At 74.0% G+C, this 14796-nt stretch carries 13 protein-coding genes; 6 read left to right on the plus strand and 7 right to left on the minus strand.

The features are described 5' to 3' along the window. Positions 1-64: 64 nt before the first annotated feature. Both C1708_RS11375 and C1708_RS11380 read left to right on the plus strand, forming a co-directional pair. On the plus strand, positions 65-1615 hold the full coding sequence (locus tag C1708_RS11375; protein WP_106412564.1) for an alpha/beta hydrolase: 1551 nt from the start codon (positions 65-67) through the stop codon (positions 1613-1615). A 146-nt stretch (positions 1616-1761) separates the two neighbouring features. After that, on the plus strand, positions 1762-3264 hold the full coding sequence (locus C1708_RS11380; RefSeq protein ID WP_106412565.1) for an alpha/beta hydrolase: 1503 nt from the start codon (positions 1762-1764) through the stop codon (positions 3262-3264). 101 nt (positions 3265-3365) lie between these two features. Here C1708_RS11380 and moeZ read toward each other — a convergent pair whose 3' ends face one another. From moeZ to C1708_RS11415, 7 genes are all read right to left on the minus strand, one after another. Beyond that, positions 3366-4544 (minus strand): adenylyltransferase/sulfurtransferase MoeZ, encoded by a 1179-nt coding sequence (moeZ, locus tag C1708_RS11385; protein WP_106412566.1) that lies wholly within the window; start codon positions 4542-4544, stop codon positions 3366-3368. A gap of 63 nt (positions 4545-4607) precedes the next feature. Beyond that, on the minus strand, positions 4608-5369 hold the full coding sequence (locus tag C1708_RS11390; RefSeq protein WP_106412567.1) for a spherulation-specific family 4 protein: 762 nt from the start codon (positions 5367-5369) through the stop codon (positions 4608-4610). Further along, complete coding sequence (locus C1708_RS11395) at positions 5357-6361, minus strand: NAD-dependent epimerase/dehydratase family protein (protein WP_106412568.1); 1005 nt, start codon at positions 6359-6361, stop codon at positions 5357-5359. The genes C1708_RS11390 and C1708_RS11395 overlap by 13 nt, the downstream gene beginning before the upstream one ends. 100 nt (positions 6362-6461) lie before the next feature. Further along, complete coding sequence (locus C1708_RS11400) at positions 6462-7610, minus strand: hypothetical protein (RefSeq protein WP_106412569.1); 1149 nt, start codon at positions 7608-7610, stop codon at positions 6462-6464. Continuing rightward, on the minus strand, positions 7607-9283 hold the full coding sequence (locus tag C1708_RS11405; protein ID WP_106412570.1) for a DUF3492 domain-containing protein: 1677 nt from the start codon (positions 9281-9283) through the stop codon (positions 7607-7609). Before C1708_RS11405 ends, C1708_RS11400 begins: the two co-directional genes overlap by 4 nt. 279 nt (positions 9284-9562) lie before the next feature. Then, positions 9563-11284 (minus strand): DUF3152 domain-containing protein, encoded by a 1722-nt coding sequence (locus tag C1708_RS11410; protein WP_106412571.1) that lies wholly within the window; start codon positions 11282-11284, stop codon positions 9563-9565. Positions 11285-11292: 8 nt separating this feature from the next. Then, positions 11293-12351, minus strand: coding sequence for an alpha/beta fold hydrolase (locus tag C1708_RS11415; protein ID WP_106412572.1), 1059 nt, complete (start codon positions 12349-12351; stop codon positions 11293-11295). A gap of 267 nt (positions 12352-12618) precedes the next feature. On the opposite strand from C1708_RS11415, the gene C1708_RS11420 reads away from it, so the two are divergent. The 4 genes from C1708_RS11420 (at position 12619) to C1708_RS11435 (ending at position 14557) form a co-directional block, all read left to right on the plus strand. Next, a complete protein-coding gene (locus C1708_RS11420; protein WP_106412573.1) occupies positions 12619-12846 on the plus strand; it encodes an Rv3202a family protein in 228 nt (75 codons plus the stop codon). A 212-nt stretch (positions 12847-13058) separates the two neighbouring features. After that, positions 13059-13703 (plus strand): TetR/AcrR family transcriptional regulator, encoded by a 645-nt coding sequence (locus C1708_RS11425; protein WP_106416251.1) that lies wholly within the window; start codon positions 13059-13061, stop codon positions 13701-13703. 148 nt (positions 13704-13851) lie between these two features. Further along, positions 13852-14079 (plus strand): DUF3107 domain-containing protein, encoded by a 228-nt coding sequence (locus tag C1708_RS11430; RefSeq protein WP_106412574.1) that lies wholly within the window; start codon positions 13852-13854, stop codon positions 14077-14079. A gap of 211 nt (positions 14080-14290) precedes the next feature. Continuing rightward, complete coding sequence (locus tag C1708_RS11435; protein ID WP_106416252.1) at positions 14291-14557, plus strand: hypothetical protein; 267 nt, start codon at positions 14291-14293, stop codon at positions 14555-14557. Positions 14558-14796 lie beyond the last annotated feature (239 nt).

Below are 14796 nucleotides of genomic sequence, written 5' to 3' on the forward strand. Positions count from 1 at the left end.
GCGGTCCTCCCTCGTACGGCCCGTGTCCCGCGCGCCCAGCCGTGGACGATCGCAGGATGGGGACATGCCCCGCCCCTTCCGGCTGCGCGCCGCCGCCCTGTCCGCCTGTGCCGTCCTGCTGCCCGCGCTGCTGGCGGGGTGCGCCGAGGGCGACGACCCGGCCCAGGACCTGACGCGGCAGAAGCTGGACTGGACGGCCTGCCCCGCCCCGGACGAGGCCCAGGGCGGCGGTCCGGCGCCCTCGCCGCTGCCCGGCGCCCGGGGCGCGTGGGAGTGCGCGACGCTGGAGGCGCCGCTGGACTGGGACGATCCCGAGGGCGACACCATCGGCCTCGCCCTGATCCGCGTCCGGTCGAGCGGCCCGGAGAGCGAGCGCATCGGCTCGCTGATCTTCAACTTCGGCGGTCCCGGCGGTTCCGGCGTCACCACGCTGCCCGCGTTCGGCCAGGACTACGCCACCCTGCGCACCCGGTACGACCTGGTGAGCTTCGACCCGCGCGGGGTCGGCCGCAGCGCGCCCGTGACCTGCGGGGACGACCAGGAGCTCGACGAGCACCTCCAGCAGGACGGCACCCCCGACGACAACGCCGAACGCACGGAACTGCTGGACAGCACCAAGGAGTTCAACGCGGCCTGCGAGGACAGCTCCGGGCGCGTCCTGCCGCACGTGCGCACCACGGACGCGGCCCGCGACCTCGACCTGATGCGCCAGGTCCTCGGCGACGACAAGCTGCACTACTTCGGCATCTCGTACGGCACCGAACTCGGCGGCGTCTACGCCCACCTGTTCCCCGACACGGTGGGCCGCGCGGTGTTCGACGCGGTCGTCGACCCGGCGCAGAACTACGAGCAGGCCTCGCTCGGACAGGCCCGCGGCTTCCAGCGCGCCCTCGACAACTACGCCGAGGACTGCGTGTCCCGGACCGAGGACTGCCCCGTCGGCGACAGCGTCCAGGACGTGAAGGACCGCATCGCCAGGCTGTTGCGGGACCTGGACCGCCGGCCCGTCCCCGGCGTCTTCCCGCGCCGGCTCACCGAGACGATGGCGACGAGCGGGATCGCGCAGGCCCTGTACTCGCAGGACTTCTGGGAGTTCCTCACCGACGGCCTGGAGCAGGCGTACGACGGGGACGGCACGATCCTGATGGTGCTGGCGGACTCGATGAACGGCCGCGCCGAGAACGGCGAGTACAGCAACCTCGTGCCCGCCAACGTCGCCGTCAACTGCGCCGACGCCAAGCCCCGCTACACCCCGGCGGACGTGGAGCGGCTGCTGCCCGGGTTCCGCGAGGCGTCCCCGCTCTTCGGGGACTACATGGCCTGGGGAATGATCACCTGTACCGACTGGGCGGTGCCGGGCGCCGCCGACCACCCGGACGTCAGCGCTCCGGACGCGGCCCCGATCCTGGTGATCGGCAACACCGGCGACCCGGCCACCCCGTACGAGGGGGCGCGCAGCATGGCGAGAGCCCTCGGTGAGGGGGTCGGCGTGGAACTCACGTACCAGGGGCAGGGGCACGGCGCCTACGGCAGCGAGGACCGCTGCGTGCGGAACGCGGTGCACGGCTATCTGCTGGACGGCACGGTGCCGGAGGCCGGGACGGTCTGCCCCTGACGCGCCCGGCCGTACGGAGCGGGGGCGACGAAAGCCCAGCTCAGCGAGTTTTCCACAGGTTTCCCCGTCAGTGACGGGACTGCCTACGATGTCGGGACAGCCGTCCGCCGCGCGACGCGGACGGCCCGCGAGGGGGGAAGTGGCACATGACCCGGTTCACACGGTGGGCGGCCCTGACGGTCGCCGCCGCACTGCTGACGGCGGGCTGCAGCGGCGGCGGCCCGTCGGACGACGGCTCCGGCAAGGACGACAGGGGCGGTGGCGGGACCGCGCTCGACTGGGGGCGCTGCGAGGCGACCGCGGACGCGCCGGCGCCCGGTGACGAGTGGCAGTGCGCCACGCTCCAGGTGCCGCTGGACTGGTCGGAGCCGGACGGCGAGACGATCGGCCTGGCCCTCGTCCGCGCCGAGGCCACGGGCGGCGACCGCATCGGCTCCCTGCTGTTCAACTTCGGCGGGCCGGGCGGCTCGGGCGTCTCCACCCTGCCCGCCTACGCCGAAACGGCCGCCGAGCTGCGCGAGCGGTACGACCTGGTGAGCTGGGACCCGCGCGGGACGGGCGGGAGCAGCGGCGTGCGCTGCCGCGACGACAAGGCCATCGAGGCCGCCGAGTCCTCCGTGGACTGGACCCCGGACACCCCGGCGGAGGAGCGGGTGTTCCTGGAGGACGCGGCCGACTTCGGCAAGGGCTGCCAGAAGGCCGCCGGGAAGCTGATGGCGCACGTCTCGACCACCGACACCGCCCGTGACATGGACCGCATCCGGCAGGCCCTCGGCGACGACCGGATGCACTACTTCGGCATCTCCTACGGCACCGAGCTGGGCGGGGTCTACGCCCACCTCTTCCCCGACAAGGTGGGCCGGATGACGCTGGACGCGGTGGTCGACCCGACCGCCGACACGATCGGCCACGCCAAGAACCAGACCCGCGGCTTCCAGACCGCCCTCGACAACTACCTGAGGTCCACCGGACGCGACCCGGAGCAGGGCTCGCGGGAGATCGCGGACCTGCTGGACCGGATCGACGCCGAGCCGTTGCCGACGTCCTCCTCCGGCCGGGAGCTGACGCAGTCGCTGGCGGTCATCGGCATCGTGCTGCCCCTCTACAGCGAGTCCAGCTGGCCGGCGCTGACCAGCGCGCTGGAGGCGGCGGAGGACGGGGACGGCACGGAGCTGCTGGCCCTGGCGGACGGGTACAACGAGCGGGACGCCTCGGGGCGCTACGGCACCACGACCCACGCGCAGCGGGTCATATCGTGCCTGGACGACAAGCGGCGGCCCACTCTCGCGGAGACGAAGAAGCTGCTGCCCGAGTTCGAGGAGCTCTCCCCCGTCTTCGGTCCGTTCCTGGGCTGGGACACGGCGGGCTGGTGCCACGACTGGCCGGTGCCGGGCCAGTTCGAGACGCCGGAGGTGAGCGCCCCGGGCGCGGCGCCGATCCTGGTCGTGGGCAACACGGGCGACCCGGCCACGCCGTACGAGGGGGCGCGGCGGATGGCGGACGAGCTCGGCGAGGACGTCGGGGTGGTGCTCACCTGGAAGGGCGAGGGCCACGGCGCCTACGGCAGCGGCAGCGACTGCGTCGACTCCACGGTGAACGCCTACCTGCTGGACGGCACGGTGCCGCAGGACGGCAAGGTCTGCTCGTAACGGCGTCGGGGGCCCCGGGCACCCGAGGTGGTGCCCGGAGCCCCCGACGAGGACCCGGTGGCGGCCGGCGCGATCCGGAGGACCGCTTCGGCCGGGGCGGTCTAGTAGACCGGCTTCTCCGGCTCGATCTGGTTGACCCAGCCGATGACGCCGCCGCCGAGGTGGACCGCGTCGGAGAAGCCCGCGGACTTCAGGACCGCGAGGACTTCCGCACTGCGGACACCCGTCTTGCAGTTCAAGACGATCTTCTTGTCCTGCGGCAGGCCCTCCAGGGCGTTGCCCATGAGGAACTCGTTCTTGGGGATCAGCCGGGCGCCCGGGATGGAGACGATCTCGAACTCGTTCGGCTCGCGGACGTCGATGAGCTCGACGTTCTCGCCGTCGTCGATCCACTCCTTGAGCTGCTTGGGAGTGATCGTGGAGTCGGCGGCGGCCGCCTGGGCCTCCTCGGACACGACGCCGCAGAAGGCCTCGTAGTCGATGAGCTCGGTGACGGTCGGGTTCTCCCCGCAGATGGCGCAGTTCGGGTCCTTGCGGACCTTGACCTGGCGGTACTGCATCTCCAGGGCGTCGTAGATCATCAGGCGGCCGACGAGAGGCTCGCCGATGCCGGCCAGCAGCTTGATGGCCTCGTTGGCCTGGATGGAGCCGATGGACGCGCAGAGCACGCCCAGGACGCCGCCCTCGGCGCAGGAGGGAACCATGCCGGGGGGCGGGGGCTCCGGGTAGAGGCAGCGGTAGCAGGGGCCGTGCTCGGACCAGAAGACGGAGGCCTGGCCGTCGAAGCGGTAGATGGAGCCCCACACGTACGGCTTGTTCAGCAGCACGCAGGCGTCGTTGACCAGGTAGCGGGTCGCGAAGTTGTCCGTGCCGTCGACGATCAGGTCGTACTGGCTGAACAGGTCCATCACATTGTCGGCCTCGAGCCGCTCCTCGTGCAGGACCACGTTCACGTAGGGGTTGATGCCCTTGATCGTGTCACGCGCGGACTCGGCCTTGGGGCGGCCGATGTCGGCCTGGCTGTGGATGATCTGGCGCTGCAGGTTCGACTCGTCGACCTCGTCGAACTCCACGATGCCGAGCGTGCCGACGCCCGCCGCGGCCATGTACATCAGACCCGGCGAACCCAGGCCGCCGGCGCCCACAAAGAGCACCTTGGCATTCTTCAGCCGCTTCTGCCCGTCCATGCCCACGTCGGGGATGATCAGGTGGCGGGAGTACCTGCGGACCTCGTCTACGGTGAGCTCGGGGGCCGGCTCGACCAGGGGTGGCAGCGACACGGGGACTCCGTTGGTCGGTCGATCACTACAGTTGTTCTCCCGCCAACACTGCCACGGCCTTTTTCATTCCGAGACACCCGTTCCGACCCGCGAGACGATGTCGTCCCAGTAGCCGGGCAGCGGCCCCCACGGATCCGCCGGTCCCGGGCGGCCGGAGACGCGGTCCGAGCGGTCGGTGAAGTAGATGGTGGCGGCGCCCTGCCAGCGGGCGATGCGCAGCGCCTCCTCCAGGTGCGGCCGGGGCACGCCGTGCACGAAGTGGCAGAACCGCTCGGGCGGATGGTCGGCGGTCCACTCGGCCGCCTGGGACCAGCGGTAGTCGCTCCACGGGCCGGAGTAGGTGACGAGCTGGTCGGCGTGCTCGGCGTAGCCGGGGTACGGGTGGGTGCCGTGGCCGAGGACGACGTGGGCGTCCTCGTGGATCGCCCGGAGGGTGGCGACGGTGCGCCGCAGCTCGGGCAGGTCCTCGCGGCCGGCGGGGCAGCGGTCGAGGAGGAAGCCGTCGACCCGGTACCAGTCGAGGAAGCGGTGGGCGTCCGAGACGATCTCCCCGAAGCTCCGCAGCCCGTAGGCGGTGTCGACGTGGCCGAGGACGCGCACGCCCGCGTTGCGCAGCCCGCCCGCCGCCTCCAGGCAGCGCGGGTCCGGCTGGACTCCGGGGCCGTCGGCCACGTTCAGCACCACCCAGTGCAGGGGTGTGCCGGGCCGGTTGAGCCGGTTCCACTCGTCGGGGGCGAGGAGCGGGTGGGCGACGCCCGGGACACCGAGGCCGGTGCCGAACCCGGTGGCCGTGGCTCCCTGTCTCGGCCGGGTCAGATACGGCATGCCGCCTCCATCCAGATGTCCGCCAGCGACTCCTCGAGGTTGATGCGGGGGCGCCAGCCGAGGCGGTCGCGGGCGGTGCGCACGTCGGCCTGCTGCCAGGCCCCGCACCCGTCGGGGTACGGGAAGGCGGCGGTCGCGGCGGGGTGGTGGTCCGTCTCGGCGCGCGGGTGTCCGACGGTCGCCCGCAGGTGGGTCGCGTGGGCGGTGTGCGTGGTGTGGACGGGCCCGTGGTGCGGCAGGCCGTCGAGTTCGTTGAGGGCGCCGCCGTAGCCGGCCACCCGGGCGAGGAGCGCGGCGGCGTCCCGGAGGCGGACGGCGCGGCCGGAGCCGATGTTGATGACGCCCTGCGCGGCGGAGAGCGAGGCGGCGTGCACGGCGCGGGCCACGTCACGGACGTCGACGAAGTCGCGCTGGACGCCGAGCCCGCCGAGCTTCAGCTCGCCGTCGCCGGACTGCATGGCGCGGCGCATCGCCTCGGCGAGCCGGCCGAGCGGGGAACCGGCGGGGGTGCCGGGGCCGACGGGCGAGAAGACCCGCAGCACCACGGCGTCCAGGCCGGAGCCGAGGACCAGTTCGGTGGCGGCGAGCTTGCTGACGCCGTACGGGCCGCCGGGGCGGGGGACGGCGTCCTCGGCCGTGGAGGAGCCCGGCTGGCTGGGCCCGTACTCGGAGCCGCAGCCGATCTGGACGAGCCGCGCCCCGCAGCCGCTGCGGCGCAGCGCCTCGCAGACGGTGGCGACGGCGACCGTGTTGTGCCGGGTGAGTTCGCGGGCGCCGCCCCGGGTGGCGCCCGCGCAGTTGATGACCACACCGGGGTGGACGGCGTCGAGGAAGCGGGTGAGGGCGCCGGGGCTGCCGGTGGCGAGGTCGAAGCGGACGTCGGCGTCGTCACCGCGGCCGAGGGCGGTGAGCTGGACGGCGGGGTCGGCGAGCAGGCGGTCGGCCACGAAGCGGCCGATGTAGCCGTTGGCTCCGATCAGCAGGACCCTCATCGGTCGGCTCCTTCGCGGTGGTCGGTGACGGGACGGCAGGTCATGCGGGGTTCTCCTTCGAATCGGGTCGGGTGCTCCGGGCCGCGGCCGTCGCGGCCGGTCACCGCGGCTGCTCCGGCCGCTGGTGCGCCGAGGCGCGGGTGAGGGTGCGGGAGGCGTGGACCAGCAGGGTCAGAGCGCCCGCACCGCAGGTCAGGACGGGTACGGCGGCAGGGCCCCAGGCGGCGGTGAGGGCCTCCACCGGCGCGCCCAGCGCGGCACAGCCGGGCAGGCGGGCCGCGAAGACGGCGGCGGGCGCGAGCACCTGGGCGGCCGCGGTGAGCATGAGGATCACGCGCGGAGCGTGGGTGAAGCCGTGCACGGTGAGCAGGCGGGCGACGAAGAGGAGGGCGCCGAGCGCGAGGACCGCCGGGGAGAAGCGCCCCGTGTCGAGGAACGGCGCGCACAGGGCGACGAGCGCGGCCAGCGCCCCCAGGAACAGGGCGACCGCGCCCAGCAGCACGGGCCGCACCGAAGCGGCGAAGTCCTCCAGGCCGCGGCTGGAGGTGAGCTTGCGGCGGGCGCGGGTGGTGAAGAGACCGGCCGCCCAGGTCGCGGGCGCGCAGGCGAGGGTGAGGGCCGGGAGCGGAGCGAGGGTCAGCGGCCAGTCGCCGTCCGCGGTGCCGTCGGGCAGTCCGTCGGGGCCTCCGGCGATCGCGGTGCGCAGCAGGCCGTCGCCCAGCACGGCGTAGGCGAGGAGCCAGCAGGTCCAGGAGCCGGTGGCCGCCGGCCGGGAGGAGAGGCCGTCGGGGACGGCCAGCGGCCCGCGGCGCAGTGCGGCGCGCAGGGCGAGGGCGACGGCGAGCGCGCCGATGGCCGCCGTGTACAGGCGGGTCTGGCCGTGGGTGCGGAACAGGACAGCCAGGGAGGCGGCACAGAGCGCGCCGGGCAGCAGCGGGAGCAGGAGCGCCGCGACGGGCCGGCGGCCGGCCGCCTCCCGGCACGGGGCGTCCGGTGCGGCGGGGCCGTCCGTCGCGGTGTCGGTGTCGCGCGGGACGCGGGCGTAGAGCTCCTCCGCGAGGGAGAAGACGTCGCGGTGGCGGAAGCGGGCGGCGGTCCGGTCGGTGATGCCGTGGGCCTCCAGGCCCGCCGCGATCTCCAAGGGGTCCACGGCGCGTTCGCACAGCTCGCGGTGGCGGTGCAGCAGCACCTTGACCGGGTCGGCCGCGCCGGGCAGGGCGCGGCGGCCGAGTTCGTTCAGGTCGGTCATCGGACGGTCTCCGTGACGGGCTCCGGCGTCTCCACGGCCCAGGTGGGGACGGCGCGAGGGGTGGGTTCGGTCCAGCGGCCGGGGACGTGGGCCTCGGCGGGCGCGGCGAAGGGCAGCGGCTCCCCGGTGCCGTCGAGGACGGGCCGGCGTACCGGGGTCCGCGCGACGGTCTCGAGGTAGAGGCCGCGGTAGGCCGTGACGTTCTGCTCGACGCTGAACAGTTCGAGCGCCCGGGCGCGCGCGGCCGCTCCGAGCCGTGCACGGCGCTCGGGGTCGCGCAGCAGCGAGACGCACGCCTCGGCGAGCGCCCGCGGATTGCGCGGCGGTACGACGAGACCGGTGCCGCCGATCACCTCGACGACCGCGCCGACGTCCGTGGAGACCGTCGCGCGTCCGCAGAACATCGCCTCGACCAGCCCGTGCGGGAACCCCTCGACGACGCTGGAGAGCACGGTGACGGTCCCGCCGGCGTGGACGTCGGCGACGGTCTCCGCGCCGGGACCGCCGAGCTCCTCGAAGGACACCGGGTTCCGCCCGACGGCGTGCGGGCCGCCGGCCTCGTCCGGGAAGAGCTGTGCGGCCAGGGCCCTGCAGTGGCCGAGGTAGGCGTCGCCCTCCGGGCCGGAGGGGCGCCCGACCATGCGCAGCCGGGTTCCGGGCTCGGTCGCGCGGATCTCCGCGAAGGCGTGCAGCAGCGAGACCAGGTCCTTGGCGGGCTCCACCCGGCCGATCCAGACGAGCGTGTGCGGGTCGGCCCGCTCGCGCTGCTCCCGGTCCCCCGGCCGGTCCTCCCCGACGCGCGCGAACGGCGCCGCGTCCATGCCGGGGTGGATGGTGCGCAGCTTGGCCCGGTCGGCGCCGCAGCGCTCCTGCCAGCGGCGGGCGTGGGCGTTGCCGGGGACGAGGCAGGAGGCCGTGCGGTAGGTCTCGGCAGTCAGCAGGCCGTGGAAGGCGGCGAGCAGCGACCGCACGGCGGGGGTGGCGTCGGGGCGCGTGAGGTAGTGGGTGCGCAGGCGCACGCCGTACTCGGTGACCAGGAGCGGGACGCCGAAGAAGTGGTGGGCGAGCAGGCCCGGGAGCGCCGCGGTGCCGCCGGACGCGGCGTGGCAGAGGTCCACCGCGCCGAGGCCGTCCTCCTCGTACCAGTCGAGGGAGAGGGGGCGCAGGGCGCGCTCCAGGTGGTCGGCGACGGTCAGCAGATCGGGGACGCGGGCCCCGCGCGCCGCGCGGTGGGCTCCCGGCGTGCGGCAGGCGCGTTCCAGGGCGCGCACGGCCTGCTCGGAACGCAGTGCGGCGACCAGTCCGCCCTCGTCGCGGGAGAGCTCGGCGAGTCCGTGGAGGGCGCTGGCGAAACGGTCCGCCTCGGCGGTGCCGGGCCCCGCGGCGGTGCAGAGGGAGGCGGCCAGTTCGCCGTAGTGCTCGGCGAAGCGCCGGCGTGCGCGGCGGCCGTACGCCACCCCGTCCTCCTCGGCGGTCCACAGCGGTGCCGTGCGCACCCTGGTGACCTGGGACGGCAGCTCGACCCAGCCCGCGTCCTCCTGGGCCTGGCCGGCGCTGAACGCGTAGACGTCGAATTCGTGTCGGTCGAGCCCGCGCACCAGGCGGTCGCACCACACCCCGCCCTCACCGCCCACGTACGGATAGCCACCCTCCGTAAGCAGTCCGATGCGCACGTGTGCACCCCCGTTCTCCCGTCTCGGGAGCCGCCGTTGGCCCGGCGGCTCGCAGCGGGACGAACGTATGCGGACAGGACGGTGGCGTGATGGACGGTTGTCCATCGCGCCACTAAAAGGGGTGAACGGGCGTGACTTTCCCGCACGGATCGCGTTCGCCGTGCACGGATCGCGTTCGCCGTGCTGAGACCGGCACACAACGGGTGCGCGCCGGGCCGGGACCGTCACCCGGCGCGCACCCCGTGGCGAAGGGGGCGGTGGATCCGGCGGCCGGGGCCCCTAGCCCTTGGGGTAGGGCCAGGGGTTGGGGCGGCAGCTGATCCCGTCGTGGTCGAGGAACTTGGTCTGCTGCTGCATCACCGGGGCCAGGTCGCCGTCCTTGTCACAGGTGACGTGGTTGTGGCCGAGGCGGTGGCCGACCTCGTGGTTGATCAGCATCTGACGGTAGGCGAACATCTCGTCGCCGTACGTCTCGGCGCCCTGCGCCCACCGGAAGGCGTTGATCAGCACGCGCTCGGTGGCCGCGGAGTCGCAGGAGACGTTGTCCTGGGTGGTGTCCAGGCCGGACTTGGCACACCAGTCGGCGGTCGTCTCGGGGCTGGCCAGGGTGATCACGAAGTCCGGCTGTCCGGACTCGATCCGCTCGAAGGCGAGGCCGTCGTGCGCCCAGCTCCGGCGGTCGTTGAGCGTCCGGTGCACGGCCTCGGCGAACAGGGCGCCGTCGAGGTCGAGCCCCCGCTCCACATCCACCCGGTACGTGATCTTCCGCCCCTTGCCGGGCGCCTTGTCGATCCCCCGGACGGCGTCGAACTTCCCCGTGCCCGCACGGGTGGCCGCCGGGCGGAACTTCCGGTCCATCTTCTGCTCGTACGTCAGCGGGCGGGGCGTGGCCGCCCCGGGCGTCCCCCGGTCGATCCCGCGCGAGGCGGAGTCCCGCGCGTCGCGCGCCTGCTCGCCGGCGGACTGTGCCTGGACACGGGGGGTGGCGTGCTCGTCGGCGACCTGCCCGGCGACGACGACGGCCAGCACGGTGGTGACGGCGGCGGCCGCCATCCCGGTGAACGCGCGCCCCTTGCCGCCCCTGGTCCGCGCGGGGACGCCCGTCGGCGGCTCGTCGTCGGCGGTGCCGGTGTCCGAGGGGACGCCGGTGGCCGGAGTGCTGTCCCGGTCGGTGGCGGTGACGTAGGGGTCCGCCGGCCCACGGGTGACGGGCTTGCGCGGGGTGAAGAGGTCGTCGGTGTCGTCGAACGCCTCCACGTAGTCCCGGCGCGGCCCCTCGGGGTGCGCCCGGCGCTGCCTCGGCAGGGGCACGCCCTGCCCGGCGGCCTGCGCGCCGTGTCCGGCTCCGGCGGCGGTGCGTCCGTGCAGCGTCCCCCAGCCGTCCCCGGGCTCCTGCTGCTCGGGGTGCCCGCCCCGGACCCCGGGGGTGCCGTGCGCGGGGGTTCCGTCCCCGTACCGCGGGACACCGCGCGGAGGGGTTCCGTCGCCGCGGCGAGGCATGCCCTGCGCGGGGGTTCCGCCCCCGGGACGCGGGACGCCACGCGCGGGAGCTGCCTCACCGTACTGCGGCACACCGCGCGGAGGGGTTCCCTCCCCGTACCGAGGCGCACCCTGCGCGGGATCGCCGTACCGGGGGATGCCCCGCGCGGGTGTGCCGCCGCCGTAACGCGGTACGCCCCGCGCCGGGGTTCCGTCCTGCTGCCAACCGTCCGGCAGCGGCGGTACGCCCTGAACCGGCCTGCCGTGCCCCGGCGCCCCGTAGCCGGGCACCGGCGTGCCCTGCGGCGGGGTGCCGGTGGAGGCCCCGTCGTGGGACGGGCCGTGCCCCTGCTCGGCGCCCGGCTGCGGCCGGCGTGTCCGCTGCTGTGCCTGCGCCGCCGCGTGGCGGGCGTCCCAGCGCTCGTCGTACCGCGCCTCGGCCGCGTCACGTGCGCCGCGGGCGGCGGCGGTGTCCGCGGTGTCGCCCTTCGGGGCGGGTCCGCGACGGCTGTGGCGTCCCACGTCGCGCCTCAGCCCCTCGTCGTCTCGGTCGTGGTGGTCGGGCCACCGGTGTCGGCGGACGGACCCGGATCGCCCTGTGCGTCCGGCTGCACAGTATCCCCCTCGTCCGCGGAATCCGTTGCATCCGCCAGGAGTTCACGGAACGACAACGCGACGGTCTCGGGATACTCCATCATCGCCACGTGCCCCGCGTCCGGGAGTGTCACGAGCCGGGAGCCGCGGAAGGCGCGGGCGGCGCGCTGCGCCATGCGGAAGCCGACGAGCTGGTCCCGGCCGCCGTAGACGAGCAGGGTCGGCGCGAGCACCCGTTCGGCCTGGCGCCACAGCCCCTGCTGGCCACCGAGCATGTAGGCGCTGACGAGCCCCCGCGCGGAGCGCGCCGTCGCGTCCCAGAAGTAGGGCAGCCGCTGCCGCCGCTCCATCTCCTGCACGGCGTGCCGGAAGCCTTCCGGCGTCACCCGCGAGGGGTCGCCGTAGCAGAGGTTCATCACGCCGCGGACCCGTTGCTCGGCGGTCCACTCACGGGTGAGGCGGGTGAACAGCGGTGCGACCCCGGGCACGGCCAGCAGTCCGGTGGGGACGGCGGTGCGCTGCGGGCGCAGTTCGGGCAGGGCCGGGGAGACGAGCGTGAGGGTGCGGACGAGGTCGGGGCGCACGGCGGCGACCCGCGTGGCGACCGCGCCGCCGAGGGAGTTGCCGAAGAGGTGCACCGGTCCGCGGCCGGTGGCCTCCAGACAGCGGATCACCGCGCGGGCGTGCGCGGTGATCGAGTAGTCGCCGTCGTCCGGCGGCGGGGAGTCGCCGAACCCGGGGAGGTCCACGGCCTCGCTGTCGACCACGTCGTCCAGCAGGGCCATCAGGGGCGACCAGTTGAGTGAAGAGCCGCCGAGTCCGTGGACGAAGAAGGCGGGCGGGAGCCCTTCGCGGGCCGGCGGGCGGGATCTGACCGTGAGCGTGACGCCGGGCAGCCGCACCGACCTCAGCCGCTCGCCCTCGGCCACCCTGACCGCCGCCGACTCGGGCAGCGCGCTGGTGGGCGGCACGGACGGCAGCTCGGTCGAAGACATGCGGCAATGTTACGAGACGATCACACCCTGGCTCATGTGTTCGGCGTCACAGGATTGCCGCGTGCCTCCGTGCGCCGCTGCGGCACCCGCTTCGCGCCCCCCCTCCGCACCCGCTTCGCAGCCTCTTCGCGCCGGGCGCGCGTCCGCGTCACGCTCCGGCCGCGGATCGCATGGCGTCGAAATCGGGTGTCTCCTAGGCTCGTACAGAGGGCACCCGTACGTGGCCCCCGCATGCCTCGGGGGCGTGACCGAGAAGGGAGCCCGGCGATGGCCGTGGATCCGACCGACCCCGAGACGTTCGAGGAGGACGAGGACGTGCAGGAGGGCCTGGAGTACGACGTCGAGGCGCCGGAGGTCGACGCGACCGAGCAGCAGACGGAGGTGCGGCCGGAGGAGGACGACCCGTTGACCGATGTCGACCCCGGCCGCGCGAACGAGGCCGACCTGGTGGAACAGACCCGTGTCGTCTCGCTCGACGAGGACGACTACCGGTGAGGAGCGCTCCGGCCGGGATGTCGGCGACCGGGACGTCAGCGACCCGGAAGGGGACATTTCTTGCCCGCTCTGACAGCGTTTGAAACCGTCCGTACCACTTCTTCCGCTGTCCGGTCCGTGAAATCCTGCACGTGCACCGCGCACATCAGGATTACCGAAAAGTACGATGGCGGCGCGGCTCACCCCGCATGTGGACGACAATGGGAGGCGGCGTGACAGCCATCGAGCAGACGGACGCGGTACGTCCGAGGGGTACACGCCTTCCGCGCCGTGCCCGGCGGAACCAGTTGCTGGGCGCCGCCCAGGAGGTCTTCGTCGCGCAGGGTTACCACGCGGCGGCGATGGACGACATCGCCGAGCGCGCGGGTGTCAGCAAGCCGGTGCTGTACCAGCACTTCCCCGGCAAGCTCGACCTGTACCTGGCGCTGCTGGACCAGCACTGCGAGGCGCTGATCCAGTCGGTGCGGCACGCGCTGGCGTCGACGACGGACAACAAGCAGCGCGTGCGGGCGACCATGGACGCCTACTTCGCGTACGTCGAGGACGACGGCGGTGCCTTCCGCCTGGTCTTCGAGTCGGACCTGACGAACGAGCCCGCCGTGCGCGAGCGCGTCGACAAGGTCACCAACGACTGCGCGGAGGCCATCTGCGACGTCATCGCCGAGGACACCGGCCTGTCGCGCGCGGAGTCGATGCTGCTGGCGTCGGGGCTCGGCGGGCTCGCCCAGGTGGTGGCGCGGTCCTGGCTGCACAGCGACCGCAGTGTGCCGCGCGACCAGGCGGTGCAGCTGCTGACCTCGCTGGCCTGGCGGGGCATCGCCGGGTTCCCGCTGCACGGCAGCGACCAGCACCACTGACCGGCGGGGGGCCGGCGGTCGTTTGTTCCCGTCGGCTGTTCGCTGTTGGCGTTGCCGGGCGGAGCGTGCGGATCCCCTCACCGGGCTAATGTGTGCAGGTACGGCGCGGAAGGTCGCGCACTTCACTGACCGTCGGAGGGACATAGCCGTGGAGGTCAAGATCGGCGTGCAGCACGCGCCCCGCGAGATCGTTCTGGAGAGCGGTCAGAGCGCCGAGGAGGTCGAGCGCGTGGTGAGCGAGGCGCTGGCCGGGAAGTCGCAGCTGCTGAGCCTCGTGGACGAGCACGGCCGCAAGATCCTGGTCCCGGCCGACCGTCTCGCCTACGTCGAGATCGGCGAGCCGGCCCCGCGCAAGGTGGGCTTCGGCGCGCTGTAGGGCGGGCCGGGAGCGGAACGCGCAGGAGAGGGGCCCGGCGGTTCTCACCGCCGGGCCCCTCTCCCGTGTCCGGGTCCGGTCCGGGATCGGAAAACCCCCGGACGGCCTAAACCCGATGCCCTCCGGAGTGGATTGGATTCCGCAGGTCAGGGGTAAGTCGGACAGGACAAAAACCTGGACGAGCAGGCCGGCCGTGTGGGAGGGACCCGACATGCTTCTGGAAGCGCTCAGCTCCGCGATCCTCGGCCTGGCCCTGGCGTGGGGGGCGTACCACCGCCTGTCGCACCGGCTCCCCCGGCGCGCGCTGGTCCTGGCGACCGGTGTGGCCGGAGCGCTGTTCGGCGCCTTCCTCATGAACACCGCGCTGGACGCGGGCAACCTGCTGACGATGCTGCTCGGCTCGGCGATCGTCTCGGCCGCCTCGCTGTCCCTGCTGCTGCGCCCCGCGGGCCGCCTCCGCCACTCTGCGACGGCCTGACCGCCCTTGCCGGACGGTAGCCCACCTCCTCGGCCGGACACCGGAACGCCGGCCACCGCGACCGACCGCCTCCCCGGCCCCGCCCCGTCGGCCACCAGGCTCCGTCCGCCCTGCCGAGCCGTCGTCCGCCTCTTCGGCCGGACACCGGACACCGGGCACCGTGACCGAACGCCTCCCCGCCCCCGTCCGTCCGGCCATCAGGCTGCCGCGCGTCCCGCCGGACCGCACCGGGGCCACCG

The sequence above is a fragment of the Streptomyces sp. DH-12 genome, assembly GCF_002899455.1.
In the GTDB taxonomy this organism is placed as follows: Bacteria; Actinomycetota; Actinomycetes; order Streptomycetales; family Streptomycetaceae; genus Streptomyces.

Coding starts and splice junctions, on each gene's coding strand:
- C1708_RS11375 (WP_106412564.1), top strand. CDS start 65: ATGCCCCGCCCCTTCCGGCTGCGCGCCGCCGCCCTGTCCGCCTGTGCC.
- C1708_RS11380 (WP_106412565.1), top strand. CDS start 1,762: ATGACCCGGTTCACACGGTGGGCGGCCCTGACGGTCGCCGCCGCACTG.
- C1708_RS11390 (WP_106412567.1), bottom strand. CDS start 5,369: ATGCCGTATCTGACCCGGCCGAGACAGGGAGCCACGGCCACCGGGTTC.
- C1708_RS11395 (WP_106412568.1), bottom strand. CDS start 6,361: ATGAGGGTCCTGCTGATCGGAGCCAACGGCTACATCGGCCGCTTCGTG.
- C1708_RS11400 (WP_106412569.1), bottom strand. CDS start 7,610: ATGACCGACCTGAACGAACTCGGCCGCCGCGCCCTGCCCGGCGCGGCC.
- C1708_RS11415 (WP_106412572.1), bottom strand. CDS start 12,351: ATGTCTTCGACCGAGCTGCCGTCCGTGCCGCCCACCAGCGCGCTGCCC.
- C1708_RS11420 (WP_106412573.1), top strand. CDS start 12,619: ATGGCCGTGGATCCGACCGACCCCGAGACGTTCGAGGAGGACGAGGAC.
- C1708_RS11435 (WP_106416252.1), top strand. CDS start 14,291: ATGCTTCTGGAAGCGCTCAGCTCCGCGATCCTCGGCCTGGCCCTGGCG.